The organism is Patescibacteria group bacterium, assembly GCA_018900835.1.
Classification (GTDB): Bacteria; Patescibacteriota; Minisyncoccia; order Minisyncoccales; family PEYH01; genus PEYH01.
Map to the genome: position 1 here is coordinate 113,045 of JAHIFQ010000015.1, position 21,968 is coordinate 135,012.

Here is a 21,968-nt window from a genome sequence, read left to right on the forward strand (position 1 = left end):
CCATTGTTGTCGCTTCCGACAATTCAGGCATATTTATTATAATCCAAACTTTTTAAGATTGATTTTCTTAATTGGGCTATTTTATAGTCAGAAAGATTGAGTTCAGGCACTGCTCTCTGTAAAGAAACTATTTTTATCAATTCTTGGCCTAACTCCTGTAAATTATATTTTTTAATAATGCTTTTATATCTCTTCCAATCAATTATGCCAATGGATAGAAGCGAAAAAATATCAATCAAGTCCTTTTTGCCTTTATTGCTGCCTTGCCGCGAGGAAAAAGCATAAAGTTTTAACACAAGTAACGCTTCCGGCATTGGCACTGAAAATCCTTCAACATTGTGCGAATAATTTGATATTATGTCTTCAACGGGAATCGCTATTTCAGAAAAATGAGGAAGATAAATATCAATATCTATGTCTTCATTCTTTATCTCGTATTTTTTAAGCCGTTCGTTCTTAAAAATTTCAAACTTTCGTTTCAGCACCGCTAATTGGTCATAGTCAATAATAATATCAATGTCCTTTGATTTCAAATTTTTAGCATAAATAAAAATCGCCCAACCGCCAATGAGAATAAAATTAAATTTGCCCTTCAATTCTTGAAGAATCTTGAAACTCTTTTCGGTTATTAAATCGTGATAAAACTCAGGCATAATTTATATTTTTTACATTACATTTATGAATGGAAGAGCTTTTGTTTTAAAGCATTTAAAAAATCTTTAGCATACCATTCCGGTAAATTCCACAAATCAACAAATGTTTGGCAATCTGGCGTTATTTTGCCAAAATTCTCTTGCCATTCGTCAGATGATATGACTATAAGATTAGTTGTCCCTTTTTTGAATGGAAAGCGGGATTTTATATCAGCCAATTTCTCTTTTTCAGAATAAACATAGACCTTATCATAATCAGCAGGAGCGTCTTTGTATTTTTTTAAATAAGCCGTAAAAGCGCCGAACATTATATGAGGAGGCATTTCGCCTTCTATGTTCTTTACATTCTTATCTATGTGGGTTTGATAAATAATATCCTTTTGTAGGTTGCGGAAAGTAGCCCACAAATAAAGCCATTTTTCCACATCAACAACTTTAAATCCCCTGCCTCCTGTTTCAATACAACCAGAATTGCGAGGAACCTTTAAAGCATTAAAAACCGTACTCAAGGAAAATTTATACTTTTGAGCTATTTGTTTTTGGGTAAATTCAAATCTCTTGTTTTCTATGGCTTGAGATAGAATTTCCCGCCAAATTATTTCCTTTTTGTTCATCGTTTCGATAAAACAATCAATTATCAGCTTCGTTTCTATAATAATAGAAACGAGAATGGCTGTCAAGACCTTAAAGAGAGTTAGAATTTATCGCTGGTCTTTTAGCATTTCCCAACTTATGTGGAAAAATGGAGGCGTGTCAAACTTACTGATTTCTTCTGGCTTAATCCATTTAAAGCGAGTGTGTTCAAAATTCAATTTTATCCTCGGCTTTTCTTTCAATTCAACCAAGACCGGAAAACGGAGCCATAGCCGATGGACAGAATCATCTTTTATCTTATACGATTGCCCAAACTTAATATCAGAAATATTTTCTTCTGTAATGCTTGTCTCTTCATTTAATTCCTCCAGAATCTTTTCTCTAATTGGCTTTAGTTCGTCCAAATAACCTGCCACTACGCTCCATTTCTTCTGATAAGTACTTACTTTTTTGCTTCTCTTCAAAAGTAAGATTTCTCCTTGATATCTTACAAAAATAATCAAAACAGGCGCGCTGATGGAGTTTGTATAATCAATTCTGCCATCAGAAAACTTTGGTAAGCCCTCGCCTAATTTTTTAATAATCTCAAGAATATATTTTTCTTTCATAAAGTTATTTCAATTCCGACCGGACAATGGTCAGAACCCATTACTTTATTAAGAATAAAAGCGCCTTTGATATTGTCTTCCAGCAAAGCGGAAGCAAAGCAATAATCTATTCTCCAACCAATATTGCGTTCGCGGGCATTGGCAAGATATGGCCACCAAGTATAATTTCCTGCTGTATTATTAAATTTTCTAAAACTGTCTATAAATCCCAATTTTATAATCTCATCAATCCGCTCTCTTTCTTCTGTTGTGAACATTGTGTTATTTTTATTATCTTTCGGTCGGGCTAAATCAATTTCCTGATGAGCAATATTAAAATCGCCTACCACAACTACTTTTTTACTCTTAATCGTTTTTAAGCAATTTAAAAGATAATCGTACGCCTCTAATTTGTAATCCAAATTTTCTTTTTGTCTTCCTCCGTGGGGCAAATAGAGATTGATTAATATAAACTCTGGAAAATCCAATTGAATGATTCTCCCCTCTTTGTCGAATCTATCTAAGTCAATCATAAGCGTTTCTTTAATCGGAGTTTGTTTTGTATAAATCGCTGTTCCGCTATACCCGGACTTTTGAGCTGGATTCAAAAAAAGATTATAGCCACTGATTTTCCTCAATTCCTCTGGTAAGTCGGAATTATTAGACCTTATCTCCTGCAAGCAAACGATATCCGCTTTTGCGTTTTTAAACCAATCTAAAAAACCTTTTTTGTAATTCGCTCTCAATCCATTTACATTCCAGGAAATAATTTTCATCTTGCTTTATCGCTGGCATTGATGCTCTTATCTTTCCCTTCTTGAAGAACCCTGATTTTCTTTTTCAAAATCCTCATCTCTAATTCTCTCTGGATAATCATCTGATACCATGACTCAAGCTCCGCAGCCCTTGTTTGAAGGGCATCTCTGCTTTTTTGGAATTCCAAGGTTTGTTCCTCTAATTCGTCTCTGCCCTGTTTTAATTGTTCTGTCCTTTGCTGGACTTTCTTTTTTAAAATTTCCTCTTTACTGGATTCCCTTGCCGAATATCTAACCAGTAGAAAACCAATAATGCAATAGAGTAGGAAAACAATAACGCCGACAATCATTGCGTTCATATTCTCGGCTAAAAAAATCTGGGAAAAAGAAACAACCGCCATTCCAGAAACCAAAATAATTGTTATTGTAGTTCGCATTTTTGAGATTTCTTATTTCTTTATTTTACCAAAAAAAAATAGATTCGCATATATAAGGAAAAAAAGCGGGGCGCCTAAGCGCCCCATGTCATCCTCGCATCTACTTGGCTTAAACGCCAACATTAATAGTGAGGATGCTTTCTGAATCACAATCGTTTGCAGGTCTGCGGACGACCATATATGCCCTATATATCCCAGGGACGCTGAGAATACTCGTGTCAACACACACTCGCCAAACTCCGTCATCTCCTAGTATAAATGGCATATAACTACACTCTCCAGCTAAAACCTCGATTCTGTCATCTGGCAAAAGTCGGTAGAAGGCAATGTATGGCGGGAGATAATCAAGCTTGTCGTCTTCAGAGAGAACTCGAAAGGAAAAACATATTGTATCTCCCAACACAGGATTCGGATTGTCAACTTCGGGTCCCTCGATATCTATCTTGGGTAGTGGCTGTAATATCGGTGCTTCTACACCATCTTCCACATCTTCTATGGGGTCAATTGGATACAGTCCGTCATACCCGCCTCCATCTCCATCTCCATTTCCATTTCCATCTCCATTTCCATCATCGTCTCCGCTTCCATTTCCATCATCGCCACCGTCGTCTGGAGGAATGCCAGGATCTTCCGGCGGAGCCTCAAAATCTCCAAACACAACAATAGACAAACAGGATGCCAGTAAAACAGCGATACCAAAGACCAATGCCTTCTTCCACATTTCTACGTCCCTCCTTGTAATCCATTTTGACTATATTATACCCTTAAAAACAAAAAAATCAACACTCAATTTCAAATTTGGCAACACACAACTCTATGCGTCGGATTTGATTTCAATGACATCGCCGTCTTGGACGATATATTCTTTTCCTTCTGTGCGGAGCAACCCTTTTTCTCTTGCCATGCTAAATCCATTACAATCTAAAAGGTCTTTCCAATTTATAACCTGCGCCCTGATAAAGCGGGTTTCAAAATCACTATGAATCACTCCGCCTGCTTGAGGCGCTTTTGAACCTTTCTTTAAAGTCCAGCCCCTTGTTTCATCTGGCCCGGTTGTGAAAAAGGTTATCAATTCGAGCAATTTATAGCATTCTCTAATCAGGACATCTAATTGTGTCTCTACGGACAAGCCAAAACCAATTCTTTGTTCAGCAGTAAAACCAGCTGTCTCAAATTCGGTCAGAACATCAACTACCAAGAACGGCCAATTGTTCTTTTTAAATATCTCTGCTATTTCCATTGAAACATCTCCCTCTGTGCCATTGAACAGAAAAAATCGCTTTTTCATAGTCAACAACTGGTAATTATTCAAAATTTTCCTTTCTTCGTCGCTCCATTGAGATTCAGACAAAAGCTCTCCTTCGCTCAAAAATTTTTGCGCCTTTGTAACTGCCAACATTTCCTTTTCCAAATCCTTGTCTTTTGCTCTGGCTTTTAATTCTTTTTCCAGAGATTCCGTTCTTTTTTCAATTGTCTCTAAGTCCTTGAGAATCATTTCCATATCTAAAATTTCCTTGTCTTCCAGAACATCAATTTTAGACCGCGTATTAATGACATCTTCTTTATTAAAACATCGCAGAACATAAACAATTGCGTCAACTTCCCGAATATTCGCTAAAAATTTATTACCCAATCCCTCTCCTTGGCTTGCGCCCTTTACCAAACCGGCAATATCAACAAACTCTACTGTGGTATAGATTTTTTTAGCAGATGATGTTAGGTCTGCCAATTTGTCTATTCTTTCATCCGGAACCGCAACAACGCCCACATTTGGGTCTATGGTACAAAAAGGGTAATTCGCTCGGTCCACCTCTTTTTTGGTTATGGCTTGGAACAGCGTTGATTTGCCCACATTAGGCAATCCAACAATTCCTATGCTTAAAGACATTGTATTGTAAATCTTACAAGAGAAAACAGTTTTTGAGAAGCACAAGAAAGATAATACCATAGAATTTCGGCTCTTCTCTCGTACAAGTCCAAAACGCTCAATAAAATTGATATTAGCCCAACTCTATTATAAAATGCTTATCTCGGCATATCGCCAGTGATTGTATTGGTCTTTAAAAAAAACGAAGTTTTGATATCCATGTTCCTTCAGTAATGCGCTGATTCTGGCTTTCTGAAAAGAATCAAATTCAAGATAGATTTTTCCATCTGGCTTTAGATATTTTTTTGCCTGTTTGAGAAACTTCTTGATATAAAGCAAGCCGTCTTTGCCTGCAAGAAGCGCGATTTTGGGCTCATATTTTAAAACCGATTTTTGCGCCTTTGCTTTCCGCTCTTTAGCAATATACGGCGGATTGGCAAATATATAATCATATTGCTTCGTGATATTTTTAAAAATATCTGTCTCAATAATTGATGCCCTGTTTTTATTAAACCCATTGAGCTGAATATTGAATCTAATTTGCCACAAAAAATCCTTATTTATTTCACCGAAATCAACCTGTGCTGTAGGGATATGCTTCAGAACTGCAATCCCGATTGCCCCGCTGCCAGAAAACAAATCCAAACACTCTAATCCCTTTTTTTCATTCTTAATTTCTTTAATCGCCCCCTCTGTCCAGAACTCTGTTTCCTGTCTTGGTATTAACGGTTTTTTCCGCAAATCAATCTTAACCCCCAAAAACTCCACAAAACCAATAATATAATCCAATGGCTCCCCTTTTTTCAATTTTTCAATATCTTTTTTAGCCCCAGCAGTTAGCTTACCCTTATACTTCTCTTTCAAAAGCCAATTTATTTGTTTTTCAAAAAATGCCTGCGATTTATTCATTTTTAAAAATTTTAGCAATTAAATAAAATTCTCTGCTGTATTTTCTTACTGCGCTCGGGCGATACGACTTAACAAAGGTAAATAATGTTTTTATTTCTTCCAAAAATTCGTCTGTTCCATCTCCTTCAAATATTTTACAAACAAAAGTTCCTCTTCGTTTCAATGATTGCTTGACAACATCCAGGGCAGTTTTTGCCAATTCCAATGATTTTGCCACATCAACGAAATGAACGCCCGATGTTCCAGGCGCTGCGTCAGAGACAATCACATCAAATTTCTTGCTGAAACCATTTACAAGTTCCCTGATGTCAGCTTTGATAAATTTCATATTTTCTTTAAGAGGAATTTTCAAATCAACAATGTCAACGCCTGTCACCATGCCCTTTTTGCCAACTTTTTCAGCAAGATAAATCATCCAGGAGCCGGGCGCGCATCCAATGTCTAAAACAAAATCACCGGGCATAATAAATCGGTATTTTTTATTTATCTCCTGCAGTTTATAAACAGACCGAGCTGGATAGTTTTGCTCTTTGGCTTTCTTAAAATAAAAATCCTGCCTTGTATTTTTCTGTTTTTTCATTTTTATATTAAATATAGATATATTATTTCATCCTACCAGAAAACCCCTGATTTGTCCTCCTTAAAAATAAAAAAATTGACTTTTTGCCACTAACATAGTATCATAATCAAAACGGAATCTTCGTCCTGCTAAGGAGGCGTTATGAACATACGGAAATCCGAGCCTATCCCTTGTCGCGGGAAAAACGGGAACAAAAAAATACAAAAACGTTTTCTCCGGACAAAGCGATGCAATGAATGCGGGAGACCAATGCGATGGAATGGGCATTGGTCCTGCAATCGTTGCCGATACGCCAGATGAGGCCCAATGGGTCCAACTATCCATTACCACCCGTCAACGCTCCTCCCTTTACATTAGGGGAAAACCGATTCCGAAGGCGAGCAGTCCCTGCTCGCCTTCTTCTTTTATCAACACCTGAATCTAATCAAAAAACCGTCTTTTTGACGATTTTTAACTATCAATTTTTATCTCTTCTTGTAAGTAGTGGTGCTTCTACGCTCGATGCTTAAAACCTTGATAGAGCCATCTATTTTACGAAAAATAATGCGAATATCGCCCTTGCGAACACGGAAGACATCATCTCTGTCTATTAACTTCTTTAAATCTAAATTTTGGAAATCCCCCCTATCTATCTGAACTAATATCTTTTTTATCACATCCCTCTCTTTAGAAGTTAATCTATTAAAAGCTTTTTCTATTTTATCCATAAGGCCCTGTTATAACCGTTGCAATAACTCTTTAATATCAACCCCGCCCTTTCTAATTTTAGTAAAATCTATCACCCCTTCCCAGATATCAGCTTCAATCGGGGCAATTTTAAACAATGGCTTAGACCTCTTAAAAACAATAAAAGAATCGCCTTTTTGAACTTTTCGGGCGTATTCTTGCATATTTTCTCTTAGATTTTTTAGAGAAATAATATTTTCCATTTTTTTAAGTTAAACTTTACTTCAACTTAAGTTTAACTTATCAAGATAGTTTGTCAAGGGCGTCTGTGGAAAATCCACGCTCCCTCAATATACATATACATATAAAAATAGACTTGACACCATTTTGTGCTCATTAACAACATAACCTTTTAACAAATAATTTTTAAGCACTTGGGTCGCCCAAATTCTAAATTGCGTTGCAAGCCGAGAATTGACCCTATAGCCCACAGATATAATAGCATCCAGATTATAAAATTGGGTTTTGTATATTTTCCCATCTACAGCAGTATGTGCAATTTTTGCACATACTGAATCTCTATCTAATTCATTAGAATTAAAAATGTTCCTTAAATGCTTTGTTATTACACTTCTTTCAGAACCAAAAAGCTTCGCTAATTGTGATTGGCTAAGCCAAATAGTATCTTTTTTTATCTTCACTCTTAGTTCTACATCTTTTCTCCCTGGCTTATAAATCGCTATCTCGCCAGCATTGACCTTTTTATTATCTATTTCAAGCATAAAAATTTGATTATTATATCTAATTCCATTCTATCAAAGAATCCTTGATTTGTCCTGCCTAATTAATTGGCTTAATTGGTGCCTGGCACTAATTATCACTAATTATCACTTACTGTTTTTTCATTTATTTCTGTTTCTATATTCAACATATTTCTCAATAGTATCTCCATAAGATTCGCCTAAATTCATTTTCAATCCTTGCTCTGGGGTCACCCAAATATAATCAGCAATTTCTTCATTATCCAACTTTATATCATCACCATTTTCCAGCTTACATAAAAAGTCAAAATAAATAAAATGCGCGGGACGGTGAAAATCTCTTGAATCTATAAGCTCACCAAAAGAAATTATCGTGATTGGCTTTACTTCTAAATTTAATTCCTCTTGAATTTCTCTCTTGATGGCTTCGGCCATACTTTCCCCTGGCTCTATATGGCCCCCTGGCATTGTCCACTTATCAAACCATTTCGGTGATTTGACCAAAAGGATTTTTCCGCTATTATTTTCTATGGTCGCAGACACAACAACCTCAACCCCCTTCGAGAATTTATTGTTCATGTTTTCGATTCTATTTTCATTATTCATAGACATATTTTTATTTTATCCATAAGGACCTGTTATAACCGTTGTAATTTAATTGGTTTAATTGGTGCCTGGCACTAATTACTCATTGGTGCCTGGTTAATTAATTGGTGCCTGGCACTAATTATTTCTTTTTCCTCTTTTGGCATAAATATATTGATTTTCATCTGAATTTATTTTACCACAAATTCTCTAAAAAGTTCTAATGTTCACGCCCCCTCAATTCAAAAACCCTCTGTTTGCGAGGGTTTCTGACGCAGTTGCGGGGCTAGGTATCCTTCGTCATCTACAGATGACTACGGAATACCTTTTCTATCCCCTACACTTATCTTTCTTCAAGGCTACATTAATTAATCGCTTATACGCAAATGCCTTGCCTGATCCGGACTTAAGATAGAGCTCAAAATCTTTGGCTATTCTCTTGTCTCGGAATCCTGCGTAAAACAAAAGTTTCCATGGACAATGAGAGGCTGTTGATTTCGACAAACCGTCATTATGCTCCTTAATCCTTCGCCTCAGATCATCAGTGTATCCATAGTAGAATATTTTAGATTTTGAGCTCCAAAGTATATAGACGTAATACATAATAGTGAAACCATTCTGTAGCCTTGGCGAAAGATGGTTGCGGGGCTAGGATTCGAACCTAGAATAGACAGATCCAAAATCTGTTGTCCTACCATTAGACGACCCCGCAAGGTTGATAAATTATCAATGATAAATAATCAATAAATTGTTTCTATCACTTCCCGTCTGTAATTTCAAGGATTGCCAGTTCTAATGGCAATTGAGGAATCGGAGAGTATCTTACCTTTCCCTGCGCCTCTAAAAATGCTTTGAGCGCTTTGCGGATTTCTGGTCCTTGAAACTTAAGGGCTTGTTTTTTAAGCTCTTCTTTTATTTCCTGCGTAAGATTAAGGAAAATCGGACTTTCCAAATCAGGACTTATCTTTAGAATCAATGTCTGACGAAGATATTCAACAATCGCTTTTGCCAATTCAAGCGGGTCCATTCCTTTTTCTATTATCTCATTTAAAAAATTAACTGCTTCTCCTGATTTTTTTTCAAAAATTAAATCAACTAACTTTACAATTAATTCCACATCAATCACTCCTAACAACATTTTCACATCCTCTGCGGTAATCTCTTTTTTATCATCTTTATCAGCAACCTTGCTGAAACTCAAGACCTGGTCAAGCAAAACCTCTGCATTCCTCGCTGCCCCATCAGCATTCATCGCTATTAGTTCTAATGCCGACTTGTTGATTTTGATTTTTTCTTTTCTAACAATGGCTTCAAGTTTTTTCATTATTTCCGAAGCAGAAAGTTTGTGAAAATCAAATCTCTGACACCTTGAACTGATTGTGGGAATCATTTTATGGGCTTCGGTAGTTGCCAGAATAAACACAGCAAATGAAGGCGGCTCCTCTAACATTTTTAACAACGCATTGGCTGCATCTTTTGAAAGCTGATGGCTCTCGTCAATAATGAATACCTTATATTTTAACCGTGTCGGAGAAAACCTTATCCCTCCCTTCAATTCCCTGATGTCATCTATCCCTCTATTTGAGGCAGCATCTATTTCTACTAAATCAATCGCTCGCCCGCTATTTATTTCCATACACGACTGGCATTTATTGCACGGCTCAAAGCCCTGCAAATTCTCGCAGTTTATTGCTTTTGCCAAAAGACGGGCAATCGTTGTTTTGCCTGAACCCTTGGGCCCTGAAAATAAATAACAATGGGATAACAAATCATTTATTATCTCATTTGTGATTGTCTGAATAATATGTTCCTGCCCAACTACTTCAGAAAAGCTTTTGGGCCTGTATTTTCGATACAAAACAATGTTAGCCATTAGTTAATCATTAATCATTATTTATCATTTATCATTTATCGTTGATTATTTATCAATAGTCATTCGCTGATTATTTCTTGAAGATGAAAAATTTGTAGCCAAGGAAATTCCATATAAATCCAATTAAAACCCCTGCAAAAGGTGCTATTATCCCTGCCAACACATTTCCGGAAACAGCTGTGCCAGAGCCAACCATACTAACAATTAATGAAGCAATTCCAACATTAAGCAAGGCGCCAACTCCTGTTATGAGATAAAAGCCGGCAAATTCTTTTCCTTCTGCTTTACCGCCTTTTTCAAATGTCCAAGACCTGTTCCAGAAATAGCTATTAATAGAAGCAAATGAAAAAGATAAAAATTTGAAAAATGCGTATAAGGCGATTGTTTGTCCAGCGTCTATTTTGCTTACCCAAAGAAGGAATCCCAAGACACCAAAATCAATAAAAGTATTCAACGCGCCGACAAGAACGAATCTAGCAAGTTGCCAAATAACTTTAATCTTTTTTGCGAGCTTATCTGCTATAAATAATCCTGCCATAACCAAGAGCGGCAAGATAATTGGCAAGAGGAAGAAATAAGCGAATTTGAATCCTTGCCATTTGCTCAAAATATCCTGCTCAAGATTCTTAAGAGTTGGCAGAGCCAAAAGCCCGATTAGAAAACCGATAACGAGACCTAACTTGATGTCCTTTTTTATCATGGTTTAAGATTAATTATTCTTTTATATTATCAGAAACCATGATTATTGCCAAGCCAAAATTACCCGCCCCTGTCCGCAACAAAATTACGAGGCCCGGCCTCGTAGTGGGTTCATGGAAAATTTGAGTAAAAAGCGGAAATATATTAGAATAAACTAACGGTTAAATAAATAAATGATTAAGATATATAATTCTTTATCTAGGAAGAAAGAGGAATTCAATCCCTTGAAAGATAAAAAGGTGGCTTTTTATGTTTGCGGGCCAACGGTTTATGGGCCCGGACATATTGGGCATGCGCGTACATATATTGCTTTTGATATTATCAGGAGATATTTGGAGCATAAGGGCTATAATGTGAAATATGTTATGAATATCACTGATATTCACGACGACATAATCGCAACCGCCCAAATACAGAAAACCGATATTTTTACCCTTGGAAACAAATACACAAAGCTTTTTCTGGAAGACCAGAAAAAACTTGGCATTAAGCCGGCAACTATTTATCCAAGAGTGACAGATAATATAGAGGAGATTATAAAATTTATTCAAGAGCTGGAGGAAAAGGGCTTTGCTTATGAAAAAGACGATTCTGTTTATTTTGATGTTTCAAAATTCAAGGACTATGGAAAACTCTCGGGTATTAAGATTAAGAAAGCAAAAACAGGCACGCGGGTAGAGACAGACAAATACGAGCGCGAACAAGCAGTTGATTTTGTGTTGTGGAAAAAAGCCAAAAAAGGCGAACCTTTTTGGGAAAGCCCTTGGGGTCAAGGCAGGCCGGGTTGGCATATTGAATGTTCAGTAATGACAAAAAAACATTTAGGCGAACAGATTGATATTCACGCAGGCGCCATGGATTTAATATTCCCACACCATGAAAACGAAATCGCCCAGACCGAAGCGCTTGCCAAGAAAAAACCATTTGTAAAATATTGGCTGCATGGAGGGCTTTTAATGATAGATGGACAAAAAATGTCCAAATCACTTGGTAATTTTATAACCATAGATGAAGTTTTGAAAAAATGGGATTCGCGAACTATAAGAATGTTTGTTGCTTCAAGCCACTACAGAAGCACGCTTGACTGGACAGAAAAAAACATTCTTCAAGCAAAGCAGGGGTTAGAAAGGATTGACGATCTTGTGGAAAGGCTAAAAACGCAAAACGAAAAGCGTAAAACAACAAGTCAAAAGTCAAAAGTTAAAAGTCAAAATAAAAAGTTAAATTCTCTCATTAGATGTGCCGAAGGACAATTTGAAAAAGCGATGGAGGATAATTTTAATACTCCAGAAGCCATGGCTATTTTGTTTGGGATGATAAAAACAATAAATCCCCTGCTTGATAAAAACGAAATTGACAAAAATCAGGCAAAAAAGATTTTGGAATTCCTGAAAGAAATTGATAAAATTTTCAACTTTATTTTCCCGCACGAAAAAGAAGATATCCCAGAAAAAATAAAAGGATTAGCAAAACAAAGAGAGAAATTCAGAAAAAACAACCAATGGCAAGAGGCGGATGAAATTAGGAAACAAATTGAACGATTAGGGTTTACAATAAAAGACACGGCTAATGGAATAATGATAAAAAGAAATGAGGGCTAACTTTATCCACAGACAGAAATGTCCGCCACAGGCGGACATTTCTGTCCCCTTGCCAAAACTCGGAATTTGTTTAGAATGGAGGTAATGGTTGATTACTCAAAAAACAATCAAGCTCTGCCAGATAAAACTCCTCCTCAAAACATTGAGGCGGAAAAGTCATTGCTCGGCAGTTTAATGATTGACAGAAACGCGATTATAAAAGTCGTGGATTTTTTACAACCCCGCGATTTCTATAAAAACCAGCACCAAACAATTTTTGAATCAATGCGCGACCTCTTTGATAGAAATGAGGTAATTGATTTCCTGTCTTTGTCGTCCCGGTTACAGGAAAAAGGGAAATTAGCGTCAATAGGCGAAAAATCATATCTCACAGAACTCATAAACTCTGTGCCTAACGCAATGCATGTTCTGGATTACGCAAAAATTGTCCAGAAAAAAAGAATCTTGAGAGACCTTATCCAGACCTCCTATGAAATTGGCAGTATGGGATTCAATGAAGAGGAGGAAGTGGATGTTCTCTTAGACAGAGCGGAAAGCCGTATATTCAATATTGCCCAACGGTCTCTTTCCCAGCAATTTACCCCTATAAAAAGCGAATTAGAAGGCGCTTTTGAGAGAATTGATAATCTTTCAAAGCATAGAGGCATACCAAGAGGAGTCCCAACCGGATTTGTGGATTTGGATAAAATTCTTTCCGGACTTCAGAAATCAGACCTTGTAATCCTGGCTGCTCGACCTTCAATCGGTAAAAGTGGACTGGCATTAGATATTGCCCGCCACATCGGAGTTAACGAGAAAAAACCAGTCGGCCTATTCAGTTTGGAAATGTCTAAAGACCAAGTGATTGACCGCTTCATCGCCAGCCAATCAAATGTTGACCTCTGGAAATTGAGAACTGGGCACCTTTCTGGAGATGGACCGGAAAATGATTTTGAAAGAATACAACATGCTCTCGGAGTATTGTCAGAAGCCCCTATTTTTATAGATGACACTGCCGGGATTAATATAATGCAGATGAGGGCTATGGCTAGACGATTGCAAATCCAGCATGGCTTGTCTTTATTGATTGTTGATTATCTTCAATTGATGGAGCCGAGAATGGCTAATATGCAAATGGTTCAACAAATGACTGAAATATCCCGCTCGCTTAAAGGGTTGGCTAAAGAATTGGCGGTTCCGGTGTTGGCATTATCTCAATTATCAAGGGCTGTTGAGCAGAGAACTCCAGCAATACCGAAACTATCAGACCTTCGTGAAACCGGCGCGCTAGAGCAAGATGCGGATGTGGTTTTATTTATCTATAGAGAAGAAAAATACAGACAAGACACTGCCAGAAAAAACATTGCTGATATTTTGATAGCGAAACACAGAAACGGCCCTGTTGGCAAGGTCGAGTTGTTTTTTGACGAACCAAGAGCAAGTTTTAGAAATCTTGAGAAAAGAGAGCTTGAAGGTCCAGAAGGAATTGAATTAGAAGACATCCTTCCATAATTACGCTTCTGGAATCTCTTTGATTTCAACTAAGGTATAGGCCTGGCGATGTCCCTTTTTAAGCTTATATCTCTTTTTTGGGCTATATTTGAAGGCAATAACTTTCTTGCCTTTTTTTGTTTCCAAAACTTTTGCAACTACCTTCGCGCCTTTGACTGTAGGGGTGCCAATGCTTAATTTTTTATTTCTCTCCAATAATAAAACCTCGTCAAAGGTTATTTCCTCGCCATCTTTCTTTTCTAATTTTTCTACTTTGATTTTATCGCCGGGCTTAATAATATATTGTTTTCCGCCTGTCTTTATTACTGCTAACATATTTAAATTAATTTCCCGCCTGCATCGTTATGCGAGCCATCTCGCTTGCGAAGCATTGCGGGCAGGTTAATTTTTAATTTTTAATTTTTAATTTTGAATGAATAATTTATCATTGATCATTATCTCCAGATGGTAGCTGTTTTTCCTCGGGCACATTATCCAATAATCTCTCTACCCTATCGCCGAATAAAGAAATTCGTTTTTCCGAATTATCATAAGATGAAACAGCGTTCTTTAAATGATTCCCTAATTTCCTGAAGTCATCCAATATCTTTTTGCCATCTTGTTGTATTTTTGTCAATCTTTTTAAGATATCTTGGGTCTTTTTTGTTATCTGGACATCCTTATACCAATGGCTCACAGCAGAAAGCGTTAATAAGATATTATTTGGTGAAGCTAAAATTATTTTCTTAGAACGGGCATATTTTGCCAAGTCCTCCTCTTTCATCATTGTTATCTCATAATAGACCGCTTCAGCAGGAATATACATAATCGCTTGGTCAGTAGTCCCCTCTGCTGGCAAGATATATTTTGAAGAAATTTCCTGGATTTTTAACTTTGTGTCTTCTATAAACTTTTTGCGAAAAATCTTTTTTTCTTCATCTTTTTCCGATTCAACCATTTTCCTATAATTATCATACGAGAATTTCGCGTCTATCGGAAGAATCTTATCGTTCGGAAGCTTTAGCGCCACATCTACCTGCTCACCTGAAGAAAATAAATGCTGTGTTGTGTAAAGTTCCTTGGGAAAATATTCGTTTAAAATTTGCTCTAAACCTTCCTCTCCCCATTCTCCTCGCAATTTCGGAGACCTGAATATCTCTTGAAAAGAAGAAATGCTTTTCATTACTTCTTGGACCTGTTTCATATCCTCGCGGATTTGGACGGTTTCTCTAGTGAACGAAGAAATCTGCTGATTCATTGCCTTGGAACTTCCGTCAACACTCCCTCTTATTTCCTTCAATTGAGCTGACATTAAGTCAGTCAACCTTCTTTCCAAGTCCCTAATAGAATCATTTTGTTTCTGGTCTATATCGCCTTTCTTACGGGTAAGGAAAAGAACAGAAGCTATCACGCCTCCTGCAATAAGTATAAACAGAATGATTAATAAAGCATCGCTCATATCAAGAATATATTAGCATTAACAAGGGTTTAAGGCAAATTAGAATGGGAGGCGGGCAATGAGCTACGCCTCCCGTGAATGGATTACTTCGGGACAAGGTCTTCTGGCATAGACACTTCTCCCCCTGATATGATGATGAGAGACAAGCATTCTCCGTAGTTCAACGATTTTCGACCTGTCCATTATAAACCCTCTATAAACCCTCCTTTGAATATTTATATCATATGATAAATATAACGAAAAATCAAGCTTTTGCAACACAAAAAATTTGCCGAGAAACGATCTCGGCGGATTTTAATCTGAACATGGATATAGCCCAAAACCCTTTACAAACAAAGAGGTTTTGCGCAATGTGGCCCCAACGGGAGTCGAACCCGTGTACCATGATTGAGAATCATGTATCCTAACCACTAGATGATGGGGCCAAGCGAAATTATGATAACACAAAAAAACAAAAATAGCAAATTTGATATTTTGGAGGGAATTATTCTTTTTCCGGCAAAATTTGATAGTAGTCCAAAATATATTTTGCTAAGTTTTGGAAAACAAAAACCGCTGATTCGCTGGCTGTTCTTGTTTTGGGGCTGTCTAATTTTACAGCTATCACAAATTTTGGATTAAAGGCAGGCGCAAAACCAATAAAGCTCTGCCATGTTTCTTCACTGTATCCTGCCTTGTTTATGCCAAGTGCGGAATATGGAATTTGAGATGTTCCTGTCTTGCCAGCAACATAATATCCAGCAACACTGGCATCCTTGCCATAGCCGCTCTCTGTAACTGCAATAAGCATCTTAGTAAGGTCTTCTGCAGTGTTTGAAGAGATAATCTGGTCTGGCGGTTTATCTAATAAAAATGGCTTCTTGATCCCAGCTTCCATAACCGCCTCAACTACATATGGCTGGACAAACTTGCCTTTATTAGCGATAACACAAAACGCTCTTGCCATTTGCATCAGATTCATATTGATTCCCTGACCAAAAGAAGCAGTGGCATAATTTACCTCCCAGCCCTTTTTAAACTCTCTGTTCTCTGAATATGTCTCGCCGTCTAAATCAATATTGGTTTTTTCAAAGACCCCGAACCTTTCCAAATAATCAATAAATGCTTGGTTGCTCAATTGTCTTTGAACAAAAACTGCGCCCGTATTGATAGACCTTTCCAAGACCTGCGTCATAGTTGATTCGCCCCAAATTCTGTTATCATAATTGGTAATTGTTTTGTCTTTAATCACCACCTTGCCTGTGTCTATATAAGTGGTATCAGGGGTAATTTTCCCCTCGTTCAAAGCAGATGCCATAGTAATTGCCTTAAAGGCCGAGCCCGGCTCATAGACCGTCTGAATCGCCTTGTTTTGGAAAAGCTCAATCTGGTTATTTCCAGCATATTCCTGGAAATTATTAGGATTAAATCCGGGAAAATCAGCCAAAGCCATAACCTTGCCTGAAACCGGGTCTATAACTATTATTTGGCCTGATTTAAAACCAAATTTCTCGGAAAAGTCCTTTAGAATCTTTTCTGCCTGGGACTGGATGTTTTTGTCAATAGTCAGAATCAAATCCACTCCTTTCATAGAACCAATTGTGTCACCGTCTGACAATCTTCCGAAGGGACCATAAGATATCTTCTGCCATCCCTCCTGCCCTGCCAATGCGCTGTTCCAATAACCCTCTATTCCATATTGCCCTTCTCCGCTTTGATTGACAAAGCCCAACACATCAGAAGCCAGTTGGCCAAATGGGTATAGCCGTTGGCGCTCTTGGTCAAGGAAAACTCCATCTAATCCAAGTTCTTGAATCTGTTGTCTCTCCTCTTCTGAAATATTTCTTTTGACAAGAAGGAAAAGCCGTTCGCTGTTAGCAACCATATTTTTGAACAAATCATCTTTATCTATTGAAAGCGCGGATGACAACAATTCAGCGACTCTCTCTTTGTCCTGTACCAACTTTGGGGCAACATGACAAAACCTGCTTTCTTTATTAGTGGCTGCGAGAACAATTTTGTCTTTATCGTATAAAAAAATATCTCCTCTTTCGCCGGAGATTTGCTGAAATATTTCCTGATGTCCTTTTGCCAAGGCCTTATAAAGCTCACCATTTATTACCTGAAGAAAAAATAAACGGGCAACAACAGCTGTTCCAAAAAGAAAAACTAAAAAATAAATTAAGTTAATTCTTGCAAACCTCATTATTATTTAGCCAATGCTGTGCTCCCTGCTGACCTTATATAAAGAACCTTATCTATTTTTTCAAAATCAAGGTTTTGTGCTATTTTGTCCAGTTCAGGAATTTCTTGGACAGAAGCCAATAGCGAACTGCTTGAATCTGCTTTTGGCAAGCCAGCTAATTTATCCTGAATGCCAGAAATCATAGCGTAGTTCTGGGATAAGGACTGCATTTGCAAAACCCACACAGCAATCAGTCCTATGATTGAAAAAATAGATAAGCCCCAAATGAATTTTAGATTTATTTTAACAGGAAATTTTTTAATCCGAGCTGTCATATTATTTTTTTGGCTATTCTTAATTTTGCCGACCTTGAACGAGGGTTAATGCTAATTTCATCGAGACCTGGAATAATTGGTTTTTTCGTGATGATTTCAAAAATGTTAATCTCTTGGCATCTTTTAAAAAATCTTTTTACTTCTCCATCCTCCAGAGAATGAAAAGAAATCACAGCGATTCTTCCGTCTTTTGCCAAGACCTCTGCTGCTTGCACCAGCCCCTTCTTTATATTTTCTATTTCAGAATTAACAGCTATTCTCAACGCTTGGAATGTCTTGGTGGCTGGATGAAGTTTTTTTCTCTGAAAGCGAGAAGGAAGCGCTGACCAAACAACTTCCACTAAATCAAATGTCGTGCGAATCGGTTTTTCTTTTCTCTTCTCTGCTATTTTCCGAGCAATAATCTTGGCGAATCTTTCTTCCCCATATTCCTTCAAGATTTTCTCTATATCCTCCTCTGTGTAGCTATTTATTATTTCAAGAGCAGTCAAGGAATTGGTCTGCGGGTTATACCTCATATCAAGCGTTTCATCCTCTCTAAAAGAGAATCCCCTTCCGCTTTCCGCAAAATGCCAACTTGACAGGCCTAAATCCATTACAATTCCATTCACTGGCCCGAAGTTCCGTTCCGCAATAATGTTTTTAAGGTTGGTATAAGAATCATTTACCAGCAGCAATCTATTTTGGATTTTGGATTTCTCGTCTGCAACGCTGTGGCTTCTAATAACAGATGGATTTTGGATTTCGCCCTCTTGCTGGAATTTCTTGTAAAGCTCTGGGTCTACTTCTATGCCTAAGACCTTCCCATTCGACCCGATTACATCTAACAAGGCGAAGCTATGCCCTCCTTCCCCAAAAGTGCAATCAATAAAATTCTCGCCTGGTTTCGGGTCAAGCCATTCTATGATTTCTTTTGTAAGTACTGGTGTGTGCATTTTTCTACCTCGCAAATCATTTTTATTTTCGTCTCTTATAACTCTTTTGAATCAGAACCCTACTTCTGTTAATCGTTCTGCCATATCTTCCATTCCTTTTTCGGTCTTTTGGTTATAACTTTTCCATCTTGCTTCATCCCAGATTTCCACTCTATTGGAAATGCCGGCGATAATTGTTTTCTTTTTTAACCCAGCATATTTTTTCAAATGATCTGGAATCAATATCCTTCCCAAAGAATCAATCGCTGCTTCACTGGCGCCAGAAAGCATAAAACGGGAGAATCCCCTTGCGTCAGCTTTCTGGAACGGAAGCTCACTCAACCACTTGGCTAATTTTTCCCATTCACTTACGGAAAAAAGAAAAAGACAGTTGTCCAATCCCTTGGTAATAACTGCCTTGTTTCCTAAAGATTTTCTAAGCTTAGCCGGTATGCCTAACCGTCTTTTTGTGTCTAATGAATATGTGTATTCGCCTATGAACATGTTTGAGTTATCCACAGTTATTAAAAGTTATCCCCACCTTTCTCCACAACATCTTCTTTATACCCCACAATCAACCACCAGTCAACCACTCTCCTGTGGAAAACTTTTAGAGCAAAAAGTCGGCCTGAGTTTATCGAAGGCCGACTTTTTGTTTCAGATTTTAATTAGTTTTAGAACCGCGCCTATTACAACCGCACCAGTTCTGCTTCCCTTTTCTTTTTCATCCAGTAATAACCGCTGAAAACAAGAATCCCGCTCAATATCAGGATGAACAATATCACCAGCCAAAAAGCTAAACTGCCGATTATTTTAACAATCTGGGAAAAAATTGTTCCAGCAGCAGCCGTTCCTCCAATACTCTTTAATATCTCAATATTTACACTATCGCTGGTTGTCTTGTCTCCGCTATATCCAACAGTGCTTAAATAGCTTAGATAAGTGGTGCCTGAAAAGAATTCACTGGCATCGCCAACTTTAGCGTCAAAACTTATATACTTAGATTGTTTTGGAGCCAGGGTTCCCAAACCAAGCCCAGCCAGAATATTGCCAATAAACGGAGTATCGTCAACTTTCAAATTTCCCAAATAATCAAGATTTGTTGGTAAAAGATTTTCAAGCTTAACATCAGAAATGGTTTCGTTTCCAGAAGAAGCCACAATAACTAAGAATGAAAGTTTGTCTCCTGGCTCTGCTGAAATAGTTTTTTTCCAGCCATCGTCAATGCCTGACTTTTTCGCCAGAACAGATACTGCCACTGTGTCAGCAGTCGGTAATTTTACATCAACAGGGCATTCGCAAAATGTTTCATCACAATTTACCACCCCATCTCCGCAATGCTGACAACTTGAACAATAATCAACAGAATCTTTGCTACAAGTCGTGCCGTCGCATTTTAAATCATGGTAACATCTGTCTGTGTCGCATCTATCAAGCGTACAGGAGTTATCGTCTTCGCAATCCATATATTTGCTTAAGCGCATTCCTGAACTATTATACCAATAGATATCATTATCATAGCACTGCCTTGTCTGTGTTATTGGAGTTACTGAACAGGTTGAATTATAATTGCATGTTGAATCACCGATAAAACAGGTCTCATTGCTTGAACAATAATCAGACACTATCGGAGAAGACCAGTTTCCCCAGCTTCCCCAATTTCCATCGCATTGGTTGCTGTCTCCGGAACAATATCTAAATCTTAATCTGGAACTCTGTCCCACATCTGCTCCGCACCCAGCTCCCCAAGGGCAGCTGTATTTTATTTCTGATTCGCTCTTGCAAACAGTGCTTGAGCTTTTATAATTTTGTCCATCACAACAAGGGCCTGAAGTACATTCCTGCTCTTCCGCGCACTGGCCGTTCTTGCATGTCTCATCGCTTGCACATTTTTTCACAAAGGCCTTCTGTAAAGATGAATTGCTAAAGCAAGAGTTCCCAGAGCATCCTTTGTCATAACAAGTTCTCTCTTTATAAACGCTGTCTCCTGAACAATAAGGAGAACTCCATGTCGTGCAGGAGTCATCTCCGCAATCCTCATATTTATCCTGTCTGCTGTTATTGGAATCATACCAATAGACATCATTGTTATAGCAGGATTTGTGGTCGTTATTATTGTAGCAATTATTACAATTATTACAGTTGTTGCAATTGTTGCAGTCGTTGCATCCACAACTGGAATCATTGTTGCAGGTATATTCTGCTATGCCCCCAACGCAATACCAGTTTGGTTTTTGGTTACTATTACAGCTTCCATAACCACAGTATGTAGAACCCAAAATGCTTTCAACTGAAGACCACTCTAAACAAGAATCAGAATCATAGTTTCCACAAGTTTGTTTGTGAGTACTGTTATAGCACCTCACTTGTCCAGAATAAGCGCATTCGCTTTGGCATGACTGCCCGCAATCCTGCGAACAATTATATTGAGTTTCTCCGCATTCAGAATTACAAACACCGTTTCCGCAGGAATAACACTGCGAAGAACAAGTAGAATCATTATAAGAACAGGTTCCGCCTGAACAATAAAAATCCCTGCGAGTACTTCCATTGCAAGTGTCATTTCCGCAACTTTCCGGACTTGACCACTCTAAACAAGAATCAGAATCATAGTTTCCGCAAATTTTTCTTGAACCGCTGTCATTACAGGTTGTTTGTCCAACTGCAGCGCATTCGTCTTGACAAGTGGGTTGATTACAACTGGAATCGTTTGTACATTTTGATTCACTTTGAGTACTACAACCGCTCGGACTGCAATCTCTTGTCCTGGTCTGATACATTTGTCCTAAACTGCATCCGCTTTGAGCGCATCCTTGATTACTCCAAGAATTCCAATCGCCACATTGACATGTAGTAATACACTGTCCATTGCTGCAAGTTTTTCCATCAACAGCGCAATCGTATTCACTAACCCACTCATTGTAATTGTAGCAAGAAGAACCAGAACATCCTTTTTTGTTCTTCTCTCTTTGAATTGAATCTCCTGAACATCTGTAATTGTTAGTCCAAGAATCGCTACCGCAGTCCTGACTGGTTTTCCATGAAGCATTGGAAAAACA

At 37.8% G+C, this 21,968-nt stretch carries 26 protein-coding genes and 2 tRNA genes; 2 read left to right on the top strand and 26 right to left on the bottom strand.

Annotated elements, in window-relative coordinates:
- Positions 1-23 precede the first annotated feature (23 nt).
- From KJ562_03160 to KJ562_03240, 17 genes are all read right to left on the bottom strand, one after another.
- Positions 24-653 carry a hypothetical protein gene (locus KJ562_03160; GenBank protein ID MBU3964690.1) on the bottom strand — a complete coding sequence of 210 codons (630 nt, stop codon included), beginning with the start codon at positions 651-653 and terminating at the stop codon, positions 24-26.
- A gap of 23 nt (positions 654-676) precedes the next feature.
- Entirely contained in the window at positions 677-1,267 is a 591-nt protein-coding gene (locus tag KJ562_03165; protein MBU3964691.1) for a hypothetical protein, read from the bottom strand.
- 87 nt (positions 1,268-1,354) lie between these two features.
- Complete coding sequence (locus KJ562_03170) at positions 1,355-1,855, bottom strand: NUDIX domain-containing protein (protein MBU3964692.1); 501 nt, start codon at positions 1,853-1,855, stop codon at positions 1,355-1,357.
- The gene (gene xth, locus KJ562_03175) at positions 1,852-2,610 is read right to left on the bottom strand and encodes an exodeoxyribonuclease III (GenBank protein ID MBU3964693.1); all 759 of its coding nucleotides are present in this window, start codon (positions 2,608-2,610) and stop codon (positions 1,852-1,854) included. The genes KJ562_03170 and xth overlap by 4 nt, the downstream gene beginning before the upstream one ends.
- On the bottom strand, positions 2,607-3,026 hold the full coding sequence (locus KJ562_03180; GenBank protein ID MBU3964694.1) for a hypothetical protein: 420 nt from the start codon (positions 3,024-3,026) through the stop codon (positions 2,607-2,609). The genes xth and KJ562_03180 overlap by 4 nt, the downstream gene beginning before the upstream one ends.
- A 109-nt stretch (positions 3,027-3,135) precedes the next feature.
- Positions 3,136-3,747 carry a hypothetical protein gene (locus tag KJ562_03185; GenBank protein MBU3964695.1) on the bottom strand — a complete coding sequence of 204 codons (612 nt, stop codon included), beginning with the start codon at positions 3,745-3,747 and terminating at the stop codon, positions 3,136-3,138.
- 93 nt (positions 3,748-3,840) lie between these two features.
- On the bottom strand, positions 3,841-4,914 hold the full coding sequence (gene ychF / locus KJ562_03190; GenBank protein MBU3964696.1) for a redox-regulated ATPase YchF: 1,074 nt from the start codon (positions 4,912-4,914) through the stop codon (positions 3,841-3,843).
- A 126-nt stretch (positions 4,915-5,040) separates the two neighbouring features.
- Positions 5,041-5,802, bottom strand: a complete 762-nt coding sequence (locus KJ562_03195) for a peptide chain release factor N(5)-glutamine methyltransferase (GenBank protein ID MBU3964697.1) — start codon at positions 5,800-5,802, stop codon at positions 5,041-5,043.
- Positions 5,795-6,382: an RlmE family RNA methyltransferase gene (locus tag KJ562_03200; GenBank protein ID MBU3964698.1), complete on the bottom strand. Its 588-nt coding sequence runs from the start codon at positions 6,380-6,382 to the stop codon at positions 5,795-5,797. The genes KJ562_03195 and KJ562_03200 overlap by 8 nt, the downstream gene beginning before the upstream one ends.
- 464 nt (positions 6,383-6,846) lie before the next feature.
- Positions 6,847-7,089: a hypothetical protein gene (locus KJ562_03205; GenBank protein MBU3964699.1), complete on the bottom strand. Its 243-nt coding sequence runs from the start codon at positions 7,087-7,089 to the stop codon at positions 6,847-6,849.
- 9 nt (positions 7,090-7,098) lie between these two features.
- Positions 7,099-7,311 (bottom strand): hypothetical protein, encoded by a 213-nt coding sequence (locus KJ562_03210; protein ID MBU3964700.1) that lies wholly within the window; start codon positions 7,309-7,311, stop codon positions 7,099-7,101.
- Between the two features lie 84 nt (positions 7,312-7,395).
- A complete protein-coding gene (locus tag KJ562_03215) occupies positions 7,396-7,830 on the bottom strand; it encodes a virulence RhuM family protein (protein ID MBU3964701.1) in 435 nt (144 codons plus the stop codon).
- 120 nt (positions 7,831-7,950) lie between these two features.
- Entirely contained in the window at positions 7,951-8,421 is a 471-nt protein-coding gene (locus tag KJ562_03220; GenBank protein MBU3964702.1) for an NUDIX domain-containing protein, read from the bottom strand.
- Positions 8,422-8,724: 303 nt separating this feature from the next.
- Positions 8,725-8,997: a GIY-YIG nuclease family protein gene (locus KJ562_03225; GenBank protein ID MBU3964703.1), complete on the bottom strand. Its 273-nt coding sequence runs from the start codon at positions 8,995-8,997 to the stop codon at positions 8,725-8,727.
- 34 nt (positions 8,998-9,031) lie between these two features.
- Positions 9,032-9,106 (bottom strand) — tRNA-Gln (locus KJ562_03230).
- 45 nt (positions 9,107-9,151) lie between these two features.
- Complete coding sequence (gene dnaX, locus KJ562_03235; protein MBU3964704.1) at positions 9,152-10,267, bottom strand: DNA polymerase III subunit gamma/tau; 1,116 nt, start codon at positions 10,265-10,267, stop codon at positions 9,152-9,154.
- A 70-nt stretch (positions 10,268-10,337) separates the two neighbouring features.
- Positions 10,338-10,967, bottom strand: a complete 630-nt coding sequence (locus KJ562_03240; protein MBU3964705.1) for a GtrA family protein — start codon at positions 10,965-10,967, stop codon at positions 10,338-10,340.
- A gap of 172 nt (positions 10,968-11,139) precedes the next feature.
- On the opposite strand from KJ562_03240, the gene cysS reads away from it, so the two are divergent.
- Together cysS and dnaB are read left to right on the top strand one after the other, a co-directional pair.
- The gene (gene cysS, locus KJ562_03245) at positions 11,140-12,567 is read left to right on the top strand and encodes a cysteine--tRNA ligase (protein MBU3964706.1); all 1,428 of its coding nucleotides are present in this window, start codon (positions 11,140-11,142) and stop codon (positions 12,565-12,567) included.
- Between the two features lie 84 nt (positions 12,568-12,651).
- Complete coding sequence (gene dnaB, locus KJ562_03250) at positions 12,652-14,058, top strand: replicative DNA helicase (GenBank protein ID MBU3964707.1); 1,407 nt, start codon at positions 12,652-12,654, stop codon at positions 14,056-14,058.
- Here the strand turns inward: dnaB and rplU are convergent, their stop codons facing one another.
- The 9 genes from rplU to KJ562_03295 all read right to left on the bottom strand — a co-directional run.
- Complete coding sequence (gene rplU, locus KJ562_03255; GenBank protein ID MBU3964708.1) at positions 14,059-14,373, bottom strand: 50S ribosomal protein L21; 315 nt, start codon at positions 14,371-14,373, stop codon at positions 14,059-14,061.
- Positions 14,374-14,482: 109 nt separating this feature from the next.
- Positions 14,483-15,496 (bottom strand): DNA recombination protein RmuC, encoded by a 1,014-nt coding sequence (locus tag KJ562_03260; GenBank protein MBU3964709.1) that lies wholly within the window; start codon positions 15,494-15,496, stop codon positions 14,483-14,485.
- A 353-nt stretch (positions 15,497-15,849) separates the two neighbouring features.
- Positions 15,850-15,921: transfer RNA gene (locus KJ562_03265), tRNA-Glu, on the bottom strand.
- A 59-nt stretch (positions 15,922-15,980) separates the two neighbouring features.
- Positions 15,981-17,681: a penicillin-binding protein 2 gene (locus tag KJ562_03270; protein ID MBU3964710.1), complete on the bottom strand. Its 1,701-nt coding sequence runs from the start codon at positions 17,679-17,681 to the stop codon at positions 15,981-15,983.
- Between the two features lie 2 nt (positions 17,682-17,683).
- Positions 17,684-17,995 (bottom strand): hypothetical protein, encoded by a 312-nt coding sequence (locus KJ562_03275; protein ID MBU3964711.1) that lies wholly within the window; start codon positions 17,993-17,995, stop codon positions 17,684-17,686.
- Positions 17,992-18,930, bottom strand: coding sequence for a 16S rRNA (cytosine(1402)-N(4))-methyltransferase RsmH (gene rsmH / locus KJ562_03280; GenBank protein MBU3964712.1), 939 nt, complete (start codon positions 18,928-18,930; stop codon positions 17,992-17,994). Before rsmH ends, KJ562_03275 begins: the two co-directional genes overlap by 4 nt.
- Before the next feature lie 51 nt (positions 18,931-18,981).
- Entirely contained in the window at positions 18,982-19,413 is a 432-nt protein-coding gene (gene mraZ, locus KJ562_03285; GenBank protein ID MBU3964713.1) for a division/cell wall cluster transcriptional repressor MraZ, read from the bottom strand.
- 185 nt (positions 19,414-19,598) lie between these two features.
- Positions 19,599-21,689 carry a hypothetical protein gene (locus tag KJ562_03290; GenBank protein ID MBU3964714.1) on the bottom strand — a complete coding sequence of 697 codons (2,091 nt, stop codon included), beginning with the start codon at positions 21,687-21,689 and terminating at the stop codon, positions 19,599-19,601.
- Positions 21,690-21,694: 5 nt separating this feature from the next.
- A partial coding sequence (locus KJ562_03295; protein MBU3964715.1) for a hypothetical protein occupies positions 21,695-21,968 on the bottom strand: 274 nt, incomplete at its 5' end.

Bases quoted from the DNA above. Each gene is read 5' to 3' on its own strand.
- KJ562_03160 (MBU3964690.1), bottom strand. From the start codon at position 653: ATGCCTGAGTTTTATCACGATTTAATAACCGAAAAGAGTTTCAAGATT.
- KJ562_03165 (MBU3964691.1), bottom strand. From the start codon at position 1,267: ATGAACAAAAAGGAAATAATTTGGCGGGAAATTCTATCTCAAGCCATA.
- KJ562_03170 (MBU3964692.1), bottom strand. From the start codon at position 1,855: ATGAAAGAAAAATATATTCTTGAGATTATTAAAAAATTAGGCGAGGGC.
- xth (MBU3964693.1), bottom strand. From the start codon at position 2,610: ATGAAAATTATTTCCTGGAATGTAAATGGATTGAGAGCGAATTACAAA.
- KJ562_03180 (MBU3964694.1), bottom strand. From the start codon at position 3,026: ATGCGAACTACAATAACAATTATTTTGGTTTCTGGAATGGCGGTTGTT.
- KJ562_03185 (MBU3964695.1), bottom strand. From the start codon at position 3,747: ATGTGGAAGAAGGCATTGGTCTTTGGTATCGCTGTTTTACTGGCATCC.
- ychF (MBU3964696.1), bottom strand. From the start codon at position 4,914: ATGTCTTTAAGCATAGGAATTGTTGGATTGCCTAATGTGGGCAAATCA.
- KJ562_03195 (MBU3964697.1), bottom strand. From the start codon at position 5,802: ATGAATAAATCGCAGGCATTTTTTGAAAAACAAATAAATTGGCTTTTG.
- KJ562_03200 (MBU3964698.1), bottom strand. From the start codon at position 6,382: ATGAAAAAACAGAAAAATACAAGGCAGGATTTTTATTTTAAGAAAGCC.
- KJ562_03205 (MBU3964699.1), bottom strand. From the start codon at position 7,089: ATGGATAAAATAGAAAAAGCTTTTAATAGATTAACTTCTAAAGAGAGG.
- KJ562_03210 (MBU3964700.1), bottom strand. From the start codon at position 7,311: ATGGAAAATATTATTTCTCTAAAAAATCTAAGAGAAAATATGCAAGAA.
- KJ562_03215 (MBU3964701.1), bottom strand. From the start codon at position 7,830: ATGCTTGAAATAGATAATAAAAAGGTCAATGCTGGCGAGATAGCGATT.
- KJ562_03220 (MBU3964702.1), bottom strand. From the start codon at position 8,421: ATGTCTATGAATAATGAAAATAGAATCGAAAACATGAACAATAAATTC.
- KJ562_03225 (MBU3964703.1), bottom strand. From the start codon at position 8,997: ATGTATTACGTCTATATACTTTGGAGCTCAAAATCTAAAATATTCTAC.
- dnaX (MBU3964704.1), bottom strand. From the start codon at position 10,267: ATGGCTAACATTGTTTTGTATCGAAAATACAGGCCCAAAAGCTTTTCT.
- KJ562_03240 (MBU3964705.1), bottom strand. From the start codon at position 10,967: ATGATAAAAAAGGACATCAAGTTAGGTCTCGTTATCGGTTTTCTAATC.
- cysS (MBU3964706.1), top strand. From the start codon at position 11,140: ATGATTAAGATATATAATTCTTTATCTAGGAAGAAAGAGGAATTCAAT.
- dnaB (MBU3964707.1), top strand. From the start codon at position 12,652: ATGGTTGATTACTCAAAAAACAATCAAGCTCTGCCAGATAAAACTCCT.
- rplU (MBU3964708.1), bottom strand. From the start codon at position 14,373: ATGTTAGCAGTAATAAAGACAGGCGGAAAACAATATATTATTAAGCCC.
- KJ562_03260 (MBU3964709.1), bottom strand. From the start codon at position 15,496: ATGAGCGATGCTTTATTAATCATTCTGTTTATACTTATTGCAGGAGGC.
- KJ562_03270 (MBU3964710.1), bottom strand. From the start codon at position 17,681: ATGAGGTTTGCAAGAATTAACTTAATTTATTTTTTAGTTTTTCTTTTT.
- KJ562_03275 (MBU3964711.1), bottom strand. From the start codon at position 17,995: ATGACAGCTCGGATTAAAAAATTTCCTGTTAAAATAAATCTAAAATTC.
- rsmH (MBU3964712.1), bottom strand. From the start codon at position 18,930: ATGCACACACCAGTACTTACAAAAGAAATCATAGAATGGCTTGACCCG.
- mraZ (MBU3964713.1), bottom strand. From the start codon at position 19,413: ATGTTCATAGGCGAATACACATATTCATTAGACACAAAAAGACGGTTA.
- KJ562_03290 (MBU3964714.1), bottom strand. From the start codon at position 21,689: ATGTATCAGACCAGGACAAGAGATTGCAGTCCGAGCGGTTGTAGTACT.